Genomic DNA, 17,804 nt, shown 5'->3' on the forward strand with positions numbered 1-17,804 from the left:
CGCTGTGGTGCTCTTCCCAGTGCTGTTGATGCTGTTCGCACTGGGTATGGAGCGGGTCGAGAACCGGCTCCGCAAACTTCTCGAACCCGACGAAGAGGTTCAGCAGTACCTGGACAAAGCAAGCAACGCAGAAGTGAAAGAGCTGACGAGGCTCGGCCTGCCAGCGGCCGTTGCCCGGATGCGTAAACGCCGCGCCCGCGGCGAAGAGCTGGATGTGGCACGGGCAAGCTGACGCGTGACCGACAGACCTGGCGGCTAGAGCTGGGGTAACCACACCGGTGCCCGCGAATACCGAGATCAGAAACTGGTACGGTTCTTCGCTGCGCCACGCAATCCACACGTTACGTGGTGTCTGTCACTACGCTGTCATCATGCCGCGTAGACTGCGCTGTTGGCCGAGTCGCTTTCGGTCCAGTACAGAGCCATTTCCCATAAGGAGCACATAAGTGGACGAGGCCCTCGCCAGAGCAGGCATCTTCCAGGGCGTCGAGCCCACTGCGGTGGCCGCCCTCGCCAAGCAATTGCAGCCGGTGGATTTCCCGCGCGGCCATGTCATCTTCAACGAGGGTGAGCCGGGAGATCGGCTCTACATCATCACCTCGGGCAAGGTGAAGATCGGGCGCAGATCACCGGACGGCCGGGAGAACCTGTTGACCATCATGGGCCCGTCGGACATGTTCGGCGAGCTGTCGATCTTCGATCCCGGACCGCGGACCTCCACCGCGACCACGGTGACCGAGGTTCGCGCCGTCACCATGGACCGGGACGCCCTGAAGGCCTGGATCGATCAGCGGCCCGAAATCGCCGAGCAGTTGCTCCGCGTGCTCGCGCGTCGCCTGCGTCGCACCAACAACAACCTGGCCGACCTCATCTTCACCGACGTCCCCGGCCGGGTCGCCAAGGCGCTGCTGCAGCTGGCACAGCGATTCGGCACCCAGGAGGCCGGTGCGCTGCGGGTCACCCACGACCTGACCCAGGAGGAGATCGCCCAGCTGGTCGGCGCCTCCCGCGAGACCGTGAACAAGGCGCTGGCCGACTTCGCGCACCGCGGTTGGCTGCGGCTGGAGGGCAAGAGCGTGCTCATCTCCGACTCCGAGCGCCTGGCCCGCCGCGCGCGCTGAGCGTCAACCGAACAGACCGAACAACACGCTGGGTTCCTAGCTCCTAGAGCCCAGCGTGTTGTCGTGTCCGGGGCAGCTCCCGATCAGCCTTCGGCGCGGAGGTATTCCAGCTGCGCCTGCACCGAGCTGCGCGCGGCCAGCCACAGCCGCTTGTCCACATCGGCGTAGACCCGCCGGACCACCGCCATCGCGCCCGCGTTCGGGCCGAGCACCCGCAGCGCCTCGCGCACCTGATCGAGACGTTCCCGCCGATGCGTGATGTAGTACCGCGCCACCGGTTCCAGATCGGGGTGATCCGGGCCGTGCGCGGGCAGCAGCGCCTTACCCGCGCCGATCTCGACCAGCCGGTCCAGCGAGGCGAGGTAGTCGGCGAGGGTGCCGTCGCTCGAATCGAGCACCGTGGTGCCGCTGCCGAGAATCGTGTCGCCGGTCAGCACCGCGTCGTCGAGCAGGAAGCTCGTCGAATCACCGGTGTGGCCCGGCGTGGCCACCACGGTGATGCGCAGCCCGGCCGCCTCGATCACCTCGCCGTCGACCAGCGGTTCGGTCGAACCGCGCAGGAACTCGGGGTCCTTGGCGCGCACCGTGGTTCCGGTCAGCTTCACCAGGTGGTCGATGCCGCCGGTGTGATCGTGATGCCGATGGGTGATCAGCGTGAGCGCGATCTCGCCCCCGGTGACCTCGGCGATCTTGGCGCCGTGCGCCTTGTCCTTCGGACCGGGATCGACCACCACACAATCCGAGCGGCCCGGCGCGCGCAGGATCCAGGTATTGGTTCCCTGCAGCGTCATCTGGCCCGGGTTGTCCGCCAGCAGCACCGCCGCCGTCGGGGTGACCTGCCGTAGTTGTCCGTACGCGGGATGAGTCAGCGTCATCGATGTACCCCAGTCGATCGAATCCCAGTCCGGGACTTAACTTTGTTTACTGCACCTCGACGATGATCTCTACTTCGACGGGGGTGTTCTTCGGCAATTCCGACACGCCCACCGCGGAGCGCGCGTGCACGCCCGCGTCACCGAAAACCTCGCCGAGGAATTCCGACGCGCCGTTGATGACGATCGGCTGGTCGTTGTATCCCGGTGCGGAGGCCACGAAACCGACCACCTTCACCACGCGCACCACCGCGTCGAGCCCGACCAGATCGTGCACCGCGGCCAGCGCGTTGAGCGCGCACAACTGCGCGGCTTCCTTCGCCTGCTCGGTGCTCACCTCGGCGCCCACCTTGCCGGCCACGGTCAGCTGACCGTCGGCCATCGGCAGCTGGCCGGAGGTGTAGACCAGCGAACCGGTGCGGATCGCCGGGATGTAGGCGGCCACCGGCGCCACGACCGGAGGCAGGGTCACCCCGAGCTTCGCGAGATTGCTCTCCCACTCAGTCACTGCGGTCATTCCCCTTCTCCTTTACTTCGGGCGCTTGAGGTAGGCGACGTGCTGCTCGCCGGTCGGCCCGGGCAGCACCGAGACCAGCTCCCAGCCGTCGGCGCCCCACTGATCGAGAATCTGCTTGGTCGCGTGCGTCAACAGCGGCACGGTCGCGTACTCCCATACGGTCGCTTCACTCATGGGGTGAGCGTAGCTCTGTCCAAATGGCAGCGCCTGCGGCGCTGCGTGTTCGTCTCGCTGCGCTCGAAACCGACGGGCTGCTGAGTGGTCCGGTCGTGAATTCGGCGGTGGGACAGATGACTACGTTGTGTTGTCCAGGGCGCAACGGGGGTGCTGTCTGGTACAGACACACGCGCTGGACCAGGCACTAGGCGGATCCCTCGGGCGCGATCTCAGAACGGGTTATAGGCTCGCGAGCGTGGGAGTACCAACAGCAGTGCCTCTTTCGGCCGAGCCGGGACTGGAAACAGGGTGGCCGAAGCGCGCGGAGCAGGCCCGCCTGCACTATGTCTCGGGCAAGGGCGGCACCGGCAAATCCACGGTGGCCGCGGCGCTCGCGCTGGCGTTGGCCGCGGGTGGGCGCCGGGTGCTGTTGGTGGAGGTGGAGAGCAGGCAGTCGATCGCGCAGCTGTTCGACCTGCCGCCGCTGCCGCCCACCGAGACCAGGATCGCCACCGCCGACGGTGGCGGCGAGGTGGTCGCGCTGGCGCTCGACATCGAGCACGCGTTCCTGGAATACCTGGACATGTTCTACAACCTCGGCTTCGCCGGGCGCGCGATGCGCCGGATGGGCGCGATCGAGTTCGTCACCACGATCGCGCCGGGACTGCGGGACGTCATCCTGACCGGCAAGATCAAGGAGTGCGCGGTCCGGGTGGACAAGGCCGGTAAGCGGGTTTACGACGAGATCGTGGTGGACGCCCCGCCGACCGGGCGGATCGCCGGCTTCCTCGACGTCACCAAGGCCATGCTGGAAGTGGCCAAGGGCGGGCCGATCGCCTCGCAGGCCGAGGGCGTGTCCAAGCTGCTGCACTCGGATCAGACGATGATCCATCTGGTCACGCTGCTCGAGGCGCTGCCGGTGCAGGAAACCGCCGACGCCGTCGCGGAATTGACGGCGGCGGATCTGCGGATCGGCACGGTGATCGTGAATCGCGCCACCGAGGGTCAGCTGCCGCAGGCGTTGCGGGCCGAGGCGGCGCGGGGCGAGGTCGACACCGACGCCGTCCGCGCGGGCCTGGCTGCGGCGGGGATCACACTGGCGGACAAGGACTTCCAGGGGCTGATCACCGAAACCATCGAGCACGCGGCGACTTTGCAGGCACAGGACGACAGCGCCGCCGAGCTCGGCAAGGTCGACGTGTCGCGCATGTATCTGCCCGCCCTGCCGGACGGCATGGACCTCGGTGGCCTCTACGAATTGGCCGAACATCTCAGTAAACAAGGGGTCCGATAATGAGCGAGCGAACCGACGACACCACCACCCTCGGGATGCTCGTGACGGAGCCGGGCACCGGCCGGGCGGAGTCATGAGCACGCCGAGTGTGGCCGCGTCGCTTGATGTTTCGGACATCATCAACGACCGGACCGCGAAGGTGGTGGTGTGCTGCGGCTCCGGCGGGGTAGGGAAGACGACGACCGCGGCCGCGATCGCACTGCGCGCGGCGGAGCAGGGCCGGAAGGTGGTCGTTCTCACCATCGATCCGGCACGACGACTGGCTCAGTCACTCGGCGTCGCCGACCTCGGCAACACCCCGCAGCGGGTGCCGCTCGGCCCGGACGCCAAGGGCGAGTTGCACGCGATGATGCTGAACATGCGGCGCACCTTCGACGACATGGTGCTCGAGCACACCAGCCCGGACAAGGCCGAGCAGATCTTCGCCAACCCCTTCTATCAGACCGTGGCCTCGTCGTTCGGCGGGACGCAGGAGTACATGGCGATGGAGAAGCTCGGTCAGCTGGCCGGGCGCAAGGAGTGGGACCTGATCGTGGTCGACACTCCCCCGTCGCGCAACGCGCTGGACTTCCTCGACGCGCCGAAGCGGCTGGGTAACTTCCTGAACGGCAGGATGATCCGGGTCATCATGGCGCCGGGTCGCGGCGTCACCCGGTTGGTCACCGGCGCGATGAGCCTGGCGGTGCGCGGGGTGTCCACCATCGTCGGCGGGCAGATGCTCAAGGACGCGTCGAACTTCCTGCAATCGCTGGATTCGTTGTTCGGCGGCTTCCAGGATCGGGCGGATCGCACCTACGCGATGCTGTCCAAGCCGGGCACGCACTTCCTGGTGGTGGCCGCGGCCGAGCCGGACGCGCTGCGGGAGGCGTCGTTCTTCGTCGATCGCCTGTCCACCGAGCGCATGCCGCTGGCCGGCCTGATCCTCAACCGCACGCATCCGGCACTGAGTTCGCTGTCCGGCGATCACGCGCTGACCGCGGCCGGGCAACTGGCCGACAGCGACCCGCTCACTTCGGCCGTGTTGCGCATCCACGCCAGGCGGGTCGCCACGGACAAGCGCGAACAGCATCTGCTGCACCGGTTTACCGGCGCGCATCCGCGGGTACCGATCGTGGCGGTGACCGCGTTGCCGTTCGAAGTGTCGGATCTGGAGGCGCTGCGCGCCGTCGGTGACCAGCTCACCGGACACCGCGCCTCGGCTTGATACATAGACGCATCGGCTATTGATCCAAACGGAAGTAATTGCCCCCAAACGGGACTGAGCCCGCTTTCGCAGGCTCAGTTCCGAATGTTCGCCGGGGCTACATTGCCACCTGGTGCTGGCGCTGGGCCTGGAAGAAATCGGCCCAGGAGGTCACCTCGGGATGCTGCTTGAGCAGCGCACGACGCTGCCGCTCGGTCATACCGCCCCACACACCGAACTCCACTCGATTGTCGAGCGCGTCGGCACCACACTGCATCAGCACCGGGCAGTGCCTGCAGATCGTCGCGGCTTTGCGCTGCGCAGCCCCGCGAACGAACAACTGATCGGGATCCACTTCCTTGCATCGGGCCTGGGCTACCCAGGCAATCCTTGCTTCGGCCTGCTCCACGTCCAATCGAGCGATGGGGGTTGTCATGTGCATTTGGTGTGCCCCTTTGCAGTCCGAACACCGGGTCAACGGCGCTCCAGAATCGCGTGTCAGCGTCGCAGCAACCCAAACCCCGCTGCGCTCTGCACCACATTCCACTTTGAGTGTTAGCTCTATCACACTGGGTTCTCAATCTAGGTAAAGGTTGGGCTCCAGCGCAAGACCGCCCCCGGAATTTTTGGTACGTCCGTCCCTGCAAAATGCCGCGAGCGGCGACGGGTCCGGCATATTCGCGGCGCGCCGTCCCGCGACACGCCAGACTCGCCCTCGCGACACGCCCAAACGCCCATGCGAATCGCCTTCCGGTAAACGCACGGAAGAGGGTTCGAACCCCACCCCGTAGGCTGGGGATCGTGCCGATCACACATACGCTCGCGAGGCTGGCCGGCAGCTGCGCGCTGGCCGCCGTGCTCGTCGCCGGGTTGATGTTCCCGCTCGCAGGTGGCTTCGGATTCGTCTCGAACCGAGCCGCCGACGCCGTCGACAACGTGTCCTCGGAACTGGTGGAGGGCACCGCGCCCGCCGTCTCGACCATGGTCGACGCGAGTGGAACACCGATCGCCTGGCTCTACGAGCAACGGCGCTTCGAGGTTCCCAGCGACAAGATCTCCAACGACATGAAGCTGGCCATCGTCTCCATCGAAGACCGGCGCTTCGCCGAGCACGAGGGCGTCGACTGGCAGGGCACGCTGCGCGCGTTCCTGACCAACACCAGCAGTGGCGAGGTCCAGCAGGGCGCGTCGACGCTCGACCAGCAGTACGTGAAGAACTTCCAGCTGCTCGTCGTGGCCAAGACCGATGCCGAACGCCGCGCCGCCATCGAGACCACCCCCGCCCGCAAGATCCGGGAGATCCGGATGGCGCTCACCCTGGACCGGGAGCTGACCAAGGACGAGATCCTCACCAGGTACCTGAACCTGGTCCCGTTCGGTAACTCCTCCTACGGCATCCAGGACGCGGCGCAGACCTACTTCGGCGTGGACGCCTCCGAGCTGAACGTGTCGCAGGCCGCGATGCTGGCCGGCATGGTGCAGAGCTCGTCGAAGCTGAACCCGTACAGCAACTCCGAGGGCGTGCTGGCCCGGCGCAACACCGTGCTGGACACGATGATCCAGAACATCCCCAGCCGGGCCGAGGAGTTCCGCGAGGCCAAGACCAAGCCGCTGGGTGTGCTGCCGGAGCCGAAGGGCCTGCCGCGCGGCTGCATCGCCGCCAACGACCGCGGCTTCTTCTGCGACTACGCCATCCAGTATCTGGCCAACGCGGGCATCAGCCGCGAGCAGATCGACAAGGGCGGCTACCTGATCAAGACCACGCTCGATCCGGCCGTGCAGGACTCGGTGAAGCGGTCGGTGACCGACGCGGCCAATCCGAATCTGGACAACATCGCGCAGGTCATGTCCGTCGTCGCGCCGGGGCAGGATTCGCATCCGCTGCTCGCCATGGCGAGCAGCCGCACCTACGGCCTGAACCGCGACGCGAACGAAACCGTGCAGCCGCAGCCGTATTCGATGGTCGGCGACGGCGCCGGCTCGATCTTCAAGATCTTTACCACCGCCGCGGCCATGGAGAAGGGTCTCGGCATCAACGCCCAGCTCGACGTGCCGACCCGGTTCGAGGCCAAGGGGATGGGTAACGGTGGCGCCCGCGGCTGCCCGGCCGCCACCTACTGCGTGGAGAACGCGGGCAAGTACAAGTCGCCGATGTCGGTGACCGAGGCGCTCGCGACCTCGCCGAACACCGCGTTCGTCAAGCTCATCCAGGCCGTCGGCGTCACGCCGACCGTCGACATGGCGGTCCGGCTCGGCATGCGCTCTTACACCGAGCCGGGCAGCTCGGGCCACGGCAACCAGAGCCTCGCCGACATGATGAAGGAACAGAACCTCGGTTCGTTCACCCTCGGCCCGGTCGCGATCAACCCGCTCGAACTGTCCAATGTCGCGGCGACCCTCGGTTCCGGCGGGAAGTGGTGCCCGCCGAACCCGATCAAGGAGGTCGTCGACCGGTCGGGCAAGCAGGTGCCGCTCACCCAGCAGGCGTGTGAGCAGGTCATCGAGCCCGGCCTGGCCAACACCCTGGCCAACGCGATGAGCAAGGACGACGTCAGCGGCACCGCGGCGGGCGCCGCCCAGTCGGCCGGCTGGAACGCGCCGCTGTCCGGCAAGACCGGCACCACCGAGAGCCACCGCTCCTCGGCCTTCGTCGGCTTCACCAACTCACTGGCCGCCGCCACCTACGTCTACGGCGACAGCCCGACGCCCGGCGAGATCTGCTCGTTCCCGCTGCGCAACTGCGGCGACGGAAACCTGTTCGGCGGTAACGAGCCCGCGCGCACCTGGTTCAACTCGATCAAGCCGGTGCTCAACCGATTCCCGCCGCCCGCCCTGCCGCCGCTGGACGACAAGTACGTCCGCGGGTCGAACAACGCGCAGGTGCCGGACGTGACCGGGCAGACCCAAGGGCAGGCGACCGCCGCGCTCGTCGCCGCCGGATTCCAGGTGACGCCGGTGACCGGTCCCGGCGCGCAGGCCAAGGGCACCGTGATGGGCACCTCGCCGAACGGATCGGCGATCCCCGGTTCGGTGATCACGCTCTACATCAGCGACGGCACCCAGCGCGCCGCGCCGCCGCCGGGCCCGCCGCCGGGGCTGCCGGGACTTCCGGGGCTGCCACCGCCGCCCCCGCTGTTGCCGCCGATCCCGATTCCGATCCCGATCCCACGCTGACGAAAAGGCCCGCGAACCAATCAGGTTCGCGGGCCTTTCGCGTTGCGTATGGACGCGGCTACCCCGGCGGCTGCGTCAGAGCCGGGCCTTCACCGCGGCGGACAGGCGCGAGCCGTCGGCCTTGCCCTCGGCCAGCGCGGTGGCGACCTTCATCACCTGGCCCATCTGCCGCATGCCCGGCCGCTCGCCGAGCTCCTCGGCGACCTGCGCGATCGCGGTGTCCGCGACATCGGCGACCTCCGCCTCGTTCAGCTGGGTGGGCAGGTATTCGTCGATGATCCGCGCCTCGGCGTGTTCGTTGGCGGCCAGCTCTCCGCGCCCGTTCTGGGTGTAGATCTCGGCCGACTCGCTGCGCTTCTTCGCCTCTTTCTGCAGCACGGCGATCACGTCGGCATCGGTGAGTTCGCGCGCCTCGGAGCCTGCGGTCTCGGCCGTCTGGATGGCGGCGAGCAGCATCCGCAGCGTAGCGAGACGCAGCGTGTCCTTGGCTTTCATCGCGGCGGTCATGTCCGTCCGCAGTTGCGCTTTGAGTTCCGACATGAGGCTCACGGTAGCCGGTCCCCGGCGACCCGCCCACCACATTTGCGCTGCTGCGGCAGATCCCGGCCCGGTTTTCCGGGGCGGTCCTCGACGAGAATGCAAGCGGTTGTGCGTAAACACACTCGGCGTTCCGCAACGGGGTCACCTATGCTGGGCAAATGCCCGTAATCTCGACCTCTGCTGTCCGCACGACCGCGTTGGGAGCCGCCGGGGCGGCCGTGGCCGGAATCGGCTACGCCTCGCTGGTCGAACGCAACGCCTTCGTTCTGCGGGAGGCCACGATGCCGGTTCTCGCGCCGGGTTCGTCGTCGCTGCGGGTGCTACACATCAGCGATCTGCACATGACCCCCGGCCAGCAGCGCAAGCAGCAGTGGCTGCGGGAACTGGACCGGCTGGAGCCGGACCTGGTGATCAACACCGGCGACAACCTCTCGCATCAGAAGTCGGTACCCGCGGTAGTCCAGGCCCTCGGCGGATTGCTTTCCCGCCCGGGGCTTTTCGTTTTCGGGAGCAACGACTACTTCGCGCCGGTGCCGAAAAACCCGATGAAGTACTTCAAGAAGGATCACCGCCGGGTCTACGGCGCCCCGCTGCCGTGGAAGGACCTGCGGGCGGCCTTCACCGAGCGCGGCTGGCTCGACCTGACCCATATCCGCCGGGACCTGGAGGTTTCCGGCATCCGGATCGCCACCGCCGGCGTCGACGACCCGCACCTGCACCGCGACCGCTACGACACCGTGGCCGGCGCGCCGAACCCGTTGGCCGACTTGCGGATCGGCCTGACCCATTCGCCCGAGCCGCGGGTGCTCGACCGCTTCGCCGAGGACGGCTACGACCTGGTCATGGCCGGGCACACGCACGGCGGTCAGCTGTGCCTGCCCGGATACGGCGCGCTGGTCACCAACTGCGGCATCGACCGGTCCCGGGTCAAGGGTGCGTCCAAGTGGGGCGAGCACACCCAGCTGCACGTCTCCGCGGGCGTGGGCACCTCGCCGTGGGCGCCGTACCGGTTCTGCTGCCGGCCCGAGGCGACCCTGTTGACGCTGGTCGCCGCGCCGCCGAAGCGGCCGTCCGCGGACAGCGGCCAGGGCGTGTCCACCTCGGAGGCCGTCGCCCGCTAAGGTCGCGTGCCGAGACGTGTGTCAGGCAGGGGACAACTGTGAGTGGATTCGACGACCGGCGCAACGACCCGACCGTTCTGGGCCGGCCCGGTGCGGCGCACCCGTATCAGCAACCGGCAAACGGCGCAGATCAATTCGACCAGGCCGGGTCGGACGCCGAGACCGCTGAGCAGCCCGCCCCCGCCCGGCCCTGGAAGCGCGATTCGGGGTTCCACGAGCAGGTGCAATGGCCGCCGCAGGGGGCCGGGCAGCCTGATCCGACCGTTCAGTGGCAGCAAGGTGGGCCGGCCGCACCCGCGCCGCCGAGCTATCAGTGGCAGCCGAGTCCCGGTGCCGCCGCGACGAACTCGCAGTGGCAGGCAGCGCCCCAGAGACAGCCGGGCGGTCAGCAGTGGCAGGCGCCTGGGCAAGCCGACCCCACGCAGATGGCCCAGCCACAAGCACCGCAGTGGCAGGCACCCGGACAAGCCGACCCCACGCAGATGGCCCAGCCGCAAGCCACCCAGTGGCAGACGCCCGGGCAAGCGGACCCGACGCTGATGGCTCAGCCCCAGGTGCCGCAATGGCAGGCACCCGGGCAGGCCGATCCGACGCTCATGGCACAGCCCGTGTCCGACGGGCAGCCGCAGCAATGGCAAGCGCCTACGGCCGGCCGAGCCGACCCGACGCTCTTGGCGCAGCAGGTATCCGGCGGGCAGCAGCAATGGCAGCCGCCCGCGGGGCAGGCCGATCCGACCCTGATGGCTCAGCCGCAGGCGCGCAGCGAGCCAGCCGGTCTCTGGCAGCCGAGCCTGGGCACACCGGAACCGAGCCCGAACACGCCGAGCGAAGCGGCGCCGACCATGCTCGGCTATCCCAACGCCACCCGACTAGGCCAGCCCGATCCCGCGCCGCAATGGCAGTCGGTGCCCGCCTATACCGCGCCGCCGGTTTACGGACAGCCCGTAGGCGGCGCGTACGCGCCGCAGAGCGGGTTCGGCGGCTCGCCGCCGCACCAGATGCCACCCGGCCACGGTGTGGGCGGCCCACCGCCCAGCGGGCGCGGAAAAGCGGCGCTGTTGATCGGGCTCGTGGTGCTGCTGGTCGCGGGCGGCGCGGTCACCGCGGTGACCCTGGCCAAGCGCGGCGCCAACAACGCCGACTCGCAACGCAACTCGCCTTCCATGGTGAGCGCGCTCACCACCAGCGAGGGCGCGCCGACTCCGTCGAAGTCCGGCACGACCTCCCCGACACCGAGCAGTTCGGGTCGGCACGAGACGCCGGTCGTCCCGGGCTATCAGGTCGTCGTCGCGCCCGATCGCGGCGCGGCCTACGACGTTCCCCCCGGCTGGACCATCGCGCCGGAAACCGCCATCGGCGGGTACGGCGAGCCACCGAACGCGGTCGCGGGCAAGGGTTATGCCAGCGACGGCAAGGGCTACTGCCCCGGCTCGACCCGCACCGCGTCCTTCCTGACCGGTTCGAAGGACGCCGATTCCGGTACCGCCGCAACCGAACTCGGCACCAGGACGGCCAAGCTCGCCTACACCGCCTCCGCCGACGCCCACCCCGCCCCGCCGGTCCCGCTCGAATCGCTGGACGGCACGCAGCGCGGCATGTTCGTCGAGACCAAGGGCACCGTCACCCAGGCCAAGCCCGGCTGCGCCACCGCGTACTCCGTCTACACCGCCGCCTTCCCCACCGACAACGGCAGCTTCGTCATGGTGATCGCCGCCGACACCGGCGTCCCCAACGCCGTCGACGCGGACACCGCCAAGCGCATCTTCACCAGCATCCGTCCGCACGACGGCTGACCCTCTGAAATACCCTTCCTGACCAGTGGGTTTAACGTCTGGACCGTCCTTGTTGTAAGGTAGTCCAGGTTCGATTCACGGGGTGTGGCGCAGCTTGGTAGCGCGCTTCGTTCGGGACGAAGAGGTCGCAGGTTCAAATCCTGTCACCCCGACTCGTGGTTGAGACGAACGGTCTGCCCCCTGCCCTCACCGGCAGGGGGCAGACCCGTTTCCGGAGCCCTTCACGAAAGACGTCCGAGGCTGGCCGTGACTTACGATTGCAGCGACTACCAGCTGAAGGACGGTCATCGTGTCGGAAGCGTTCGACTGGTCTTCGCCGAAGACCTACATCTTTCCCGTCGACATCGACGATTATCTGGCGATGCCGGAGGATCTGGCTCGCAACGTCGAGGTCCAGGACGGGATGGTCGTCTTCTGCGAATCCGCCACGCCCAACCACAATGCCGTCGCACGCAATATCGAAAGAGCATTGCTCGACGCGGAAGCGAAACGCGGCTCGACCGAGCCCTGCCTTCGGATCAATCGCGACGTGGACATGCTCGTCTCAGAGGTGCCGCTGCACTACAAGCGCCCCGACGTCATCCTGTACCACTGCGTCGACCAGCCTCGCGGGCGCTGGAAGCAAAAGCCGACCATTGCCGATACCGTCCTGGTCGTCGAAGTGGTCTCTCCGACGACCGTAACGGCGGACATGATCGATAAGCGTGCGGAATACGCTCGCTTCGGCATCGAGCACTACTGGATCGTGCGCATGGCCAATGACGACGGCCCCGCGATCTCGGTCGAGCGGCTCGTGCTGAACTCCGAGGGAAGGTACGTCCCGAGCGGTCACCGGACCCGTACAGAACCGCTCGACACTGCGATCGAGACGCTGAGCCCATTAGACGTCCGGATCACCTGGGAAGACCTCGACCTCGGCGTGGACTGATCCCGCCACCCCGTCCGAATCCACCGGACGAACCGGCCCCGCGCCGGCGACTCTTGGGTGGAACGGGTCTGCCCCCTGCCCTCACCGGCAGGGGGCAGACCCGTTTCCGAAGCCTTTCACTACCCATCAGACCAGGGTGGACGCTCGGCGAGCGGAATTAGTATCTGTCATATAGTATCCCTCACATACTTATTCTCGTCTCAATGACTGAAAGTCGGGTCCTATGACCGATCAGCTGGTTGCGCCTCGGGGGCGGATCTACGACGTAGACGCGTTGCGTGGGTTTGCGCTGTTGGGGATCTTCATCGTCAACATCACCTTCATGTCGTCCGGGTATCCGGGCAATCTGGTCACCGATCCAGCCTTCGACTCACCGCTCGATGATCTGGTGCGCGCGTTGTCCTCGGTGTTCGTCGACATGAAGTTCTATCTGCTGTTCTCGTTCCTGTTCGGCTACAGCTTCACGTTGCAGATGACCGCGGCGGCTCGCGCGGGCGCGGCGTTCGAGCCACGGATGCTGCGGCGGATCGCGGGACTGTTCGTCCTGGGGGTGCTGCACATCGTGCTCCTCTACGGCGGCGACGTGCTCACCACCTACGCGGTCGCCTGCCTGGTGCTGTTCTGGATGCGCGGGGTCGGGGATCGCACGGCGCTGAAGGTGGCCGCCTGGCTGTACGGGTTCGTCCTGGCGGGCCTGCTGCTGAGCGGTCTGCTCATGAACACGTCGGCGATCCTGCCGTCGACCGCCGAGGCCCAGGAGAACGGCCGGCAAGCGACGGCGGCGATGCTCGGCGGGTGGAGCGACGTCATCGGCGAACACCTCGCCGGACTGCCGCTGCTCGTCCTGCAGGCGGTCACCATGCAAGGGCCGACCGCGCTCGCCATGTTCCTGCTCGGCATGGTCGCGGGGCGACGGAAGCTGCTGGCTCAGGTGCGCGGCGACGAACCGATCCTGCGCCGCATCCAATGGATCGGTTTCCCGATCGGCTTGGCCGGCAGCGTGATCTACACCCTCGGCGGCGGCACCGGCACGGCCCTGCCCGTCGCGGTCAGCGTCGTCACCGCGCCCGCCCTCGCCGCCGCGTACGTTGCAACCCTGTTGCGATTGATGCACAGTCCACGCACGAACTGGATACGCACCGCGCTCGCACCCGCGGGCCGGATCGCGCTGACCAACTACCTCGGCCAATCCGCGATCGGGCTGATCCTGTTCACCGGCGTCGGATTCGGCGCGGCGGGCGCCCTGTCACCGCTGGCCACCTTCGCGGTCGCCCTGCTCGTCTTCGCGGCCCAATTGGCGGTCAGCGCAGTGTGGTTGCGCCGGTACCGATACGGACCCGCGGAGTGGCTGCTGCGCTGGGTCACCAACGGCCGCCGCCCCGCCTGGCGCGCGCTGGAAAGCCGGACGGTATAGCGAAGCGGTCGATTTCGGTCGGACGGGGACGGCATACTGGGCCTCTGCTGGGCACCCAGCGGCGAACACGGAAAGGCTAGGCCATGAACCCGACCGGCCCGCTTGCCGGCAAGACCGCCCTGATCACCGGCGCGGACACCGGAATCGGCAAGTCCATCGCCAAAACCCTTGCCGGACAGGGCGCGCAGGTGGTTATCCAGCACCCGCACAGCCCCGAGTCGGCTGCCGACGTGGTCAAGGAGATCACCAACGCCGGCGGTTCGGCGCTGGCCCTGGCCGCCGATATCGGCGACCGGGACGAATACGCGGAGCTGGTCCAGGCGCTGCTGGAGGAATGCGGGCACTGGGATGCGCTGGTGCACACCGGCGGGGGCGCGATCACCACGCCGCTGCGCGAGATCTCCGCCGAAGAGTTCGATCTCGGCTTCGCGGCGCCGGCCAAGGCCGTGTTCAACGGGATCCAGCTGGCCGCGGTCCATCTCGCCGACGGGGGTCGCATCATCACCGTCGGCGCTCCGGCGGCGCCCGGCAACGCCGTCGACAACGCCGCGACGGCGGCCATCGCGGAGTTCACCCGCTCGCTCGCCCCGGATTTCACCGAACGGCGCATCGCGGTCAACGCGGTCAGCCCCGGGGCGGCAGGCGCGGACAACGGCGGCCCGGCCAAGGGCGAGCACGAACCGAGTTACGTCATGGGGACTGGCATCTCCGAACGGCTCGGCGCGGCAACCGAGCTCACCGACGCGGTGGCCTTCCTGGTGAGCGACGAGGCAGAATCGGTGACCGCGCAGCACATTCGGGTCAAGGCCGCGACCGCCTGAAACATCCCATGACTGAGGCAAACTGCCGGTGAAACTCGGGCAACGCGGGCCGCTCAGCCGCGCCTGATCGGCCGGTCAGCGAAGCGTTATGCGCGACCGCGAGACTCCGGGTGAACGATCTCGATCCGGATCGTGCACACCGGGTTCGCCGCGACCGAGCGAGCAAACGCTTACGCTGTGAAATATGACTCGTGTTACCGCGCAAGCGAGCACAGTGGACAGCGCGACGACGTCATCGACGCCCGTGTATCGGAATGCCGAACTTTCCGATCTCGCCGATGTCGCGGCGATCGAGGCCGAACGCTTCGGCGATCAGGCCTATCCGTACTTCGTGCTGCGCCAACTCTTCGACTTGCACGGCGCAAATTGGCTGATCGCCGAGGTCGGCGGCCTCGTCGTCGGTCATGTCCTGGTCGCGCTCACCCCCGACCGCCGCGGCTGGCTGCTCAGCCTCGCCGTCCGCGCGCACAGCTGCGGTCGCGGCTACGGATCCGCCCTGCTCGCCGAGGCGATCAACCTATGCCGCCGCCAGGCGATGCGCAGCGTCCTCATCACCGTCCGCCCCACCAACCAGTCCGCCTACAACCTCTACCGCCGCATCGGCTTCGCCTGGACCGGCTACGAGGAACGCTACTTCGGCGCAGGCGAACCCCGAGACATCCTGGAATACAAGCTAGCCAACATCTGATCGATCAATATCCCTGCACCACAGGGGCATTCCGATCACGCTCGACCGGAACACCACGAGACAACCTGCCCCACCGAGCAACTCGCAGCCGCTGGATCAGAGTCTCTTCCAGCTCGTGTGTCTTCGAGCAACCCCCGCACAACGTCGACTGTCCCGCTGTCTCTAAACTAGAGACATAATCAGGATTTTGTCCTAAGATTAGAGACATCAGGACATCGGAGGCCGACCCGTGCTGTACGCGACACCCGAACTCGACTCCACTGACAATGCGGTGCTGAGCGGCATCTATCGCCGACGCGCCAGACTCGCATCAGCCATGCGGGTGCCGAAACGCTGGCCGGGATTGCTGCGGCGCAATTTGATGGCCCGCGCCATCCAGGGCTCGAACAGCATCGAGGGGTACCGGGTCGAGACCGACGACGCGGCCGCCGCGGTCGACTACGAGGAAGCACTCACCGCCGATGAGCGGACCTTCGCCGAAATCCGCGGCTACCGGCAGGCGCTCGGGTACGTACTGACAGTTGCCCAGAGTGCGGCACCGGTCGACGAATCCACCATCAGGGCATTGCATTTCATGCTTCTCGGGCACGACCTCGCGAAGAGTCCCGGCCAATACCGCACCGGCCCGATCTATGTGCGCGAGGACACCAGCGGCGACACCGTCTACGAGGGTCCCGGCTCAGCGCTGGTACCCGGATTGATGGCCGAACTCGCCGAGGCACTCGAGTCCGACACGGACCCGATCGTGGCCGGCGCGATGGCGCACCTGAATCTGGTGATGATCCACCCTTTTCGCGATGGCAACGGCCGGATGGCGCGCGCACTACAGACCCTGGTCGTATCCCGCGGCGGCATCGCCGAGCCGACCTTCTGCAGCATCGAGGAATGGCTCGGCGTCAACACCGACGACTATTACCGGATCCTGGCGGCGACCGGAGCGGGCGCCTGGTCACCGGAGCGCGACGCCGGCTTGTGGTTGAAGTTCAACCTGCGCGCGCACGACATCCAGGCCCAGACCGTCGAGGGCCGGATGCATCGCACCGAGCGCGCGTGGTCGCGCCTCGATGAACTCGTCGGCACCCACAAACTGCCGGAGCGGTCCGTCGACATCTTGTACGACGCTCTGATCGGGTTTCGCATCCGCCGGCATGGATACCTCACCCGTGCCCAGATCGATGAACGAACCGCTTCTCGTGACCTCAAGGCACTGACCGACCTCGGGCTGCTCGCCGCGCGCGGGGAGACGCGCGGCCGCCACTATGTGGCCGGAGCACAGCTCATGGAACTCCGATCTGTCCTTCGTCAGGAAGTGCCGCGGCACATAGTCGATCCGTATCCCGGCCTCAGGGCCGAATTGCTGACGCGGTGAACGAGGAGGCCCAATTCGTGCGGTGAGGAGACTCTTACGCCTTGCTAACCTGTTGTCACATCGATGAAACGCGAGCTCCATAGCGTATACAGGTATGTCGACACGGTTGGCCACAGTGGAGGATGCGGCGGGGAAGCCGTTGCGGGACGTGGTTTACGCGGCGTTGCGTAGCGAGCTGATGAATGGGGACATCAAGTTCGGGGAGCGGCTGACGGAGCCGAAATTGTCGGCGCGGTTCGGGATTTCGCGGACGCCGATCCGGGAAGCGTTGACCGTGCTGTGTTCGGACGGCTTGCTGCAGCGCGAGGAGTACGGGTTCAGCCCGGTGCGGCCGAGCATTCCGTTGATCCGGGACCTGTACGAGCTGCGAATCACGGTGGAGCTGGGCGGGATTCAGCGGGCGATGACAAACCCCGCGGTGACCCACGACCGGGCGTTGCTCGAGGCCGAGCGCGACGCTTGGCTGGCGTTGCGGGCCGACCCGCCGGTGCAGGAGCCCGGATTCGTCGTGCGGGACGAGGAATTCCACGTCATCTTGCTCACCGCCGCGGGAAATGCCGAGATGGTGCGCGCGCTGAAGGCGGTGAATTCCCGCATCCGGCACGTCCGGATGTACGACTTCATGGTCAACAACCGCATCGAGACCACCATTGCCGAGCACCTGGGCATTCTGGATGCCGTTCTCGCCGAGGATCTTCCGCTCGCCTACCGGCTGCTGCACACCCATATCGGCGAATCACTCGACGTGGTGCTCGAACGAGTCACCCGCGCCATCGCGGCGATGGCCGCCGAATAACCCGCCAACTGAATAGG

At 67.3% G+C, this 17,804-nt stretch carries 18 protein-coding genes and 1 tRNA gene; 14 read left to right on the forward strand and 5 right to left on the reverse strand.

All coding sequences use genetic code 11. From position 1 onward, the window contains the following. The first annotated feature begins 4 nt into the window (after positions 1-4). Positions 5-232 carry a hypothetical protein gene (locus ACFYO1_RS40840; protein WP_014981184.1) on the forward strand — a complete coding sequence of 76 codons (228 nt, stop codon included), beginning with the start codon at positions 5-7 and terminating at the stop codon, positions 230-232. Between the two features lie 214 nt (positions 233-446). Beyond that, positions 447-1,121 carry a Crp/Fnr family transcriptional regulator gene (locus ACFYO1_RS40845; protein WP_019044571.1) on the forward strand — a complete coding sequence of 225 codons (675 nt, stop codon included), beginning with the start codon at positions 447-449 and terminating at the stop codon, positions 1,119-1,121. 83 nt (positions 1,122-1,204) lie between these two features. On the opposite strand, the gene ACFYO1_RS40850 is transcribed toward ACFYO1_RS40845, so the two are convergent. Genes ACFYO1_RS40850 through ACFYO1_RS40860 form a run of 3 tightly spaced genes read right to left on the reverse strand, consistent with a single transcriptional unit; the run spans position 1,205 to position 2,684 of the window. Continuing rightward, positions 1,205-1,996: an MBL fold metallo-hydrolase gene (locus tag ACFYO1_RS40850; RefSeq protein WP_387244024.1), complete on the reverse strand. Its 792-nt coding sequence runs from the start codon at positions 1,994-1,996 to the stop codon at positions 1,205-1,207. 46 nt (positions 1,997-2,042) lie between these two features. Next, positions 2,043-2,510: a RidA family protein gene (locus ACFYO1_RS40855; RefSeq protein ID WP_387244027.1), complete on the reverse strand. Its 468-nt coding sequence runs from the start codon at positions 2,508-2,510 to the stop codon at positions 2,043-2,045. A 12-nt stretch (positions 2,511-2,522) separates the two neighbouring features. Beyond that, positions 2,523-2,684, reverse strand: a complete 162-nt coding sequence (locus tag ACFYO1_RS40860; RefSeq protein ID WP_150400783.1) for a DUF4177 domain-containing protein — start codon at positions 2,682-2,684, stop codon at positions 2,523-2,525. Between the two features lie 256 nt (positions 2,685-2,940). Between ACFYO1_RS40860 and ACFYO1_RS40865 the strand changes: the two genes are divergently transcribed. After that, on the forward strand, positions 2,941-3,960 hold the full coding sequence (locus tag ACFYO1_RS40865) for an ArsA-related P-loop ATPase (RefSeq protein ID WP_387244138.1): 1,020 nt from the start codon (positions 2,941-2,943) through the stop codon (positions 3,958-3,960). 73 nt (positions 3,961-4,033) lie between these two features. Next, a complete protein-coding gene (locus ACFYO1_RS40870) occupies positions 4,034-5,164 on the forward strand; it encodes an ArsA family ATPase (protein ID WP_387244034.1) in 1,131 nt (376 codons plus the stop codon). Between the two features lie 97 nt (positions 5,165-5,261). On the opposite strand, the gene ACFYO1_RS40875 is transcribed toward ACFYO1_RS40870, so the two are convergent. Next, positions 5,262-5,585 (reverse strand): WhiB family transcriptional regulator, encoded by a 324-nt coding sequence (locus ACFYO1_RS40875; protein ID WP_014981178.1) that lies wholly within the window; start codon positions 5,583-5,585, stop codon positions 5,262-5,264. Between the two features lie 431 nt (positions 5,586-6,016). Between ACFYO1_RS40875 and ACFYO1_RS40880 the strand changes: the two genes are divergently transcribed. Next, positions 6,017-8,317, forward strand: a complete 2,301-nt coding sequence (locus ACFYO1_RS40880; RefSeq protein WP_387244141.1) for a penicillin-binding protein — start codon at positions 6,017-6,019, stop codon at positions 8,315-8,317. 75 nt (positions 8,318-8,392) lie between these two features. Here ACFYO1_RS40880 and ACFYO1_RS40885 read toward each other — a convergent pair whose 3' ends face one another. Further along, complete coding sequence (locus ACFYO1_RS40885) at positions 8,393-8,857, reverse strand: GatB/YqeY domain-containing protein (RefSeq protein ID WP_387244037.1); 465 nt, start codon at positions 8,855-8,857, stop codon at positions 8,393-8,395. 158 nt (positions 8,858-9,015) lie between these two features. Here ACFYO1_RS40885 and ACFYO1_RS40890 point away from each other — a divergent pair, with 158 nt between their 5' ends. The 9 genes from ACFYO1_RS40890 to ACFYO1_RS40930 all read left to right on the forward strand — a co-directional run bounded on the left by ACFYO1_RS40890 (position 9,016) and on the right by ACFYO1_RS40930 (position 17,787). Next, complete coding sequence (locus ACFYO1_RS40890; protein ID WP_150400780.1) at positions 9,016-9,978, forward strand: metallophosphoesterase; 963 nt, start codon at positions 9,016-9,018, stop codon at positions 9,976-9,978. 38 nt (positions 9,979-10,016) lie between these two features. After that, positions 10,017-11,771: a hypothetical protein gene (locus ACFYO1_RS40895; RefSeq protein ID WP_387244040.1), complete on the forward strand. Its 1,755-nt coding sequence runs from the start codon at positions 10,017-10,019 to the stop codon at positions 11,769-11,771. 78 nt (positions 11,772-11,849) lie between these two features. Beyond that, positions 11,850-11,923: transfer RNA gene (locus tag ACFYO1_RS40900), tRNA-Pro, on the forward strand. 137 nt (positions 11,924-12,060) lie between these two features. Beyond that, positions 12,061-12,699, forward strand: a complete 639-nt coding sequence (locus tag ACFYO1_RS40905; protein WP_387244043.1) for a Uma2 family endonuclease — start codon at positions 12,061-12,063, stop codon at positions 12,697-12,699. A 223-nt stretch (positions 12,700-12,922) separates the two neighbouring features. Then, positions 12,923-14,113: a DUF418 domain-containing protein gene (locus ACFYO1_RS40910; protein WP_387244046.1), complete on the forward strand. Its 1,191-nt coding sequence runs from the start codon at positions 12,923-12,925 to the stop codon at positions 14,111-14,113. A gap of 83 nt (positions 14,114-14,196) precedes the next feature. Next, positions 14,197-14,934, forward strand: coding sequence for an SDR family NAD(P)-dependent oxidoreductase (locus ACFYO1_RS40915; protein WP_387244049.1), 738 nt, complete (start codon positions 14,197-14,199; stop codon positions 14,932-14,934). A gap of 184 nt (positions 14,935-15,118) precedes the next feature. Then, a complete protein-coding gene (locus tag ACFYO1_RS40920) occupies positions 15,119-15,622 on the forward strand; it encodes a GNAT family N-acetyltransferase (protein ID WP_387244052.1) in 504 nt (167 codons plus the stop codon). A gap of 229 nt (positions 15,623-15,851) precedes the next feature. Beyond that, on the forward strand, positions 15,852-16,991 hold the full coding sequence (locus ACFYO1_RS40925; protein WP_387244055.1) for a Fic family protein: 1,140 nt from the start codon (positions 15,852-15,854) through the stop codon (positions 16,989-16,991). Positions 16,992-17,085: 94 nt separating this feature from the next. Continuing rightward, complete coding sequence (locus ACFYO1_RS40930) at positions 17,086-17,787, forward strand: GntR family transcriptional regulator (RefSeq protein WP_387244059.1); 702 nt, start codon at positions 17,086-17,088, stop codon at positions 17,785-17,787. Positions 17,788-17,804: the final 17 nt, after the last annotated feature.

Origin of the sequence: Nocardia sp. NPDC006044 (assembly GCF_042871115.1) — a bacterium.
Classification (GTDB): Bacteria; Actinomycetota; Actinomycetes; order Mycobacteriales; family Mycobacteriaceae; genus Nocardia.

Coding starts and splice junctions, on each gene's coding strand:
- ACFYO1_RS40910 (WP_387244046.1), top strand. CDS start 12,923: ATGACCGATCAGCTGGTTGCGCCTCGGGGGCGGATCTACGACGTAGAC.
- ACFYO1_RS40875 (WP_014981178.1), bottom strand. CDS start 5,585: ATGCACATGACAACCCCCATCGCTCGATTGGACGTGGAGCAGGCCGAA.
- ACFYO1_RS40930 (WP_387244059.1), top strand. CDS start 17,086: ATGTCGACACGGTTGGCCACAGTGGAGGATGCGGCGGGGAAGCCGTTG.
- ACFYO1_RS40870 (WP_387244034.1), top strand. CDS start 4,034: ATGAGCACGCCGAGTGTGGCCGCGTCGCTTGATGTTTCGGACATCATC.
- ACFYO1_RS40890 (WP_150400780.1), top strand. CDS start 9,016: ATGCCCGTAATCTCGACCTCTGCTGTCCGCACGACCGCGTTGGGAGCC.
- ACFYO1_RS40855 (WP_387244027.1), bottom strand. CDS start 2,510: ATGACCGCAGTGACTGAGTGGGAGAGCAATCTCGCGAAGCTCGGGGTG.
- ACFYO1_RS40920 (WP_387244052.1), top strand. CDS start 15,119: ATGACTCGTGTTACCGCGCAAGCGAGCACAGTGGACAGCGCGACGACG.
- ACFYO1_RS40880 (WP_387244141.1), top strand. CDS start 6,017: ATGTTCCCGCTCGCAGGTGGCTTCGGATTCGTCTCGAACCGAGCCGCC.
- ACFYO1_RS40860 (WP_150400783.1), bottom strand. CDS start 2,684: ATGAGTGAAGCGACCGTATGGGAGTACGCGACCGTGCCGCTGTTGACG.
- ACFYO1_RS40915 (WP_387244049.1), top strand. CDS start 14,197: ATGAACCCGACCGGCCCGCTTGCCGGCAAGACCGCCCTGATCACCGGC.
- ACFYO1_RS40850 (WP_387244024.1), bottom strand. CDS start 1,996: ATGACGCTGACTCATCCCGCGTACGGACAACTACGGCAGGTCACCCCG.
- ACFYO1_RS40885 (WP_387244037.1), bottom strand. CDS start 8,857: ATGTCGGAACTCAAAGCGCAACTGCGGACGGACATGACCGCCGCGATG.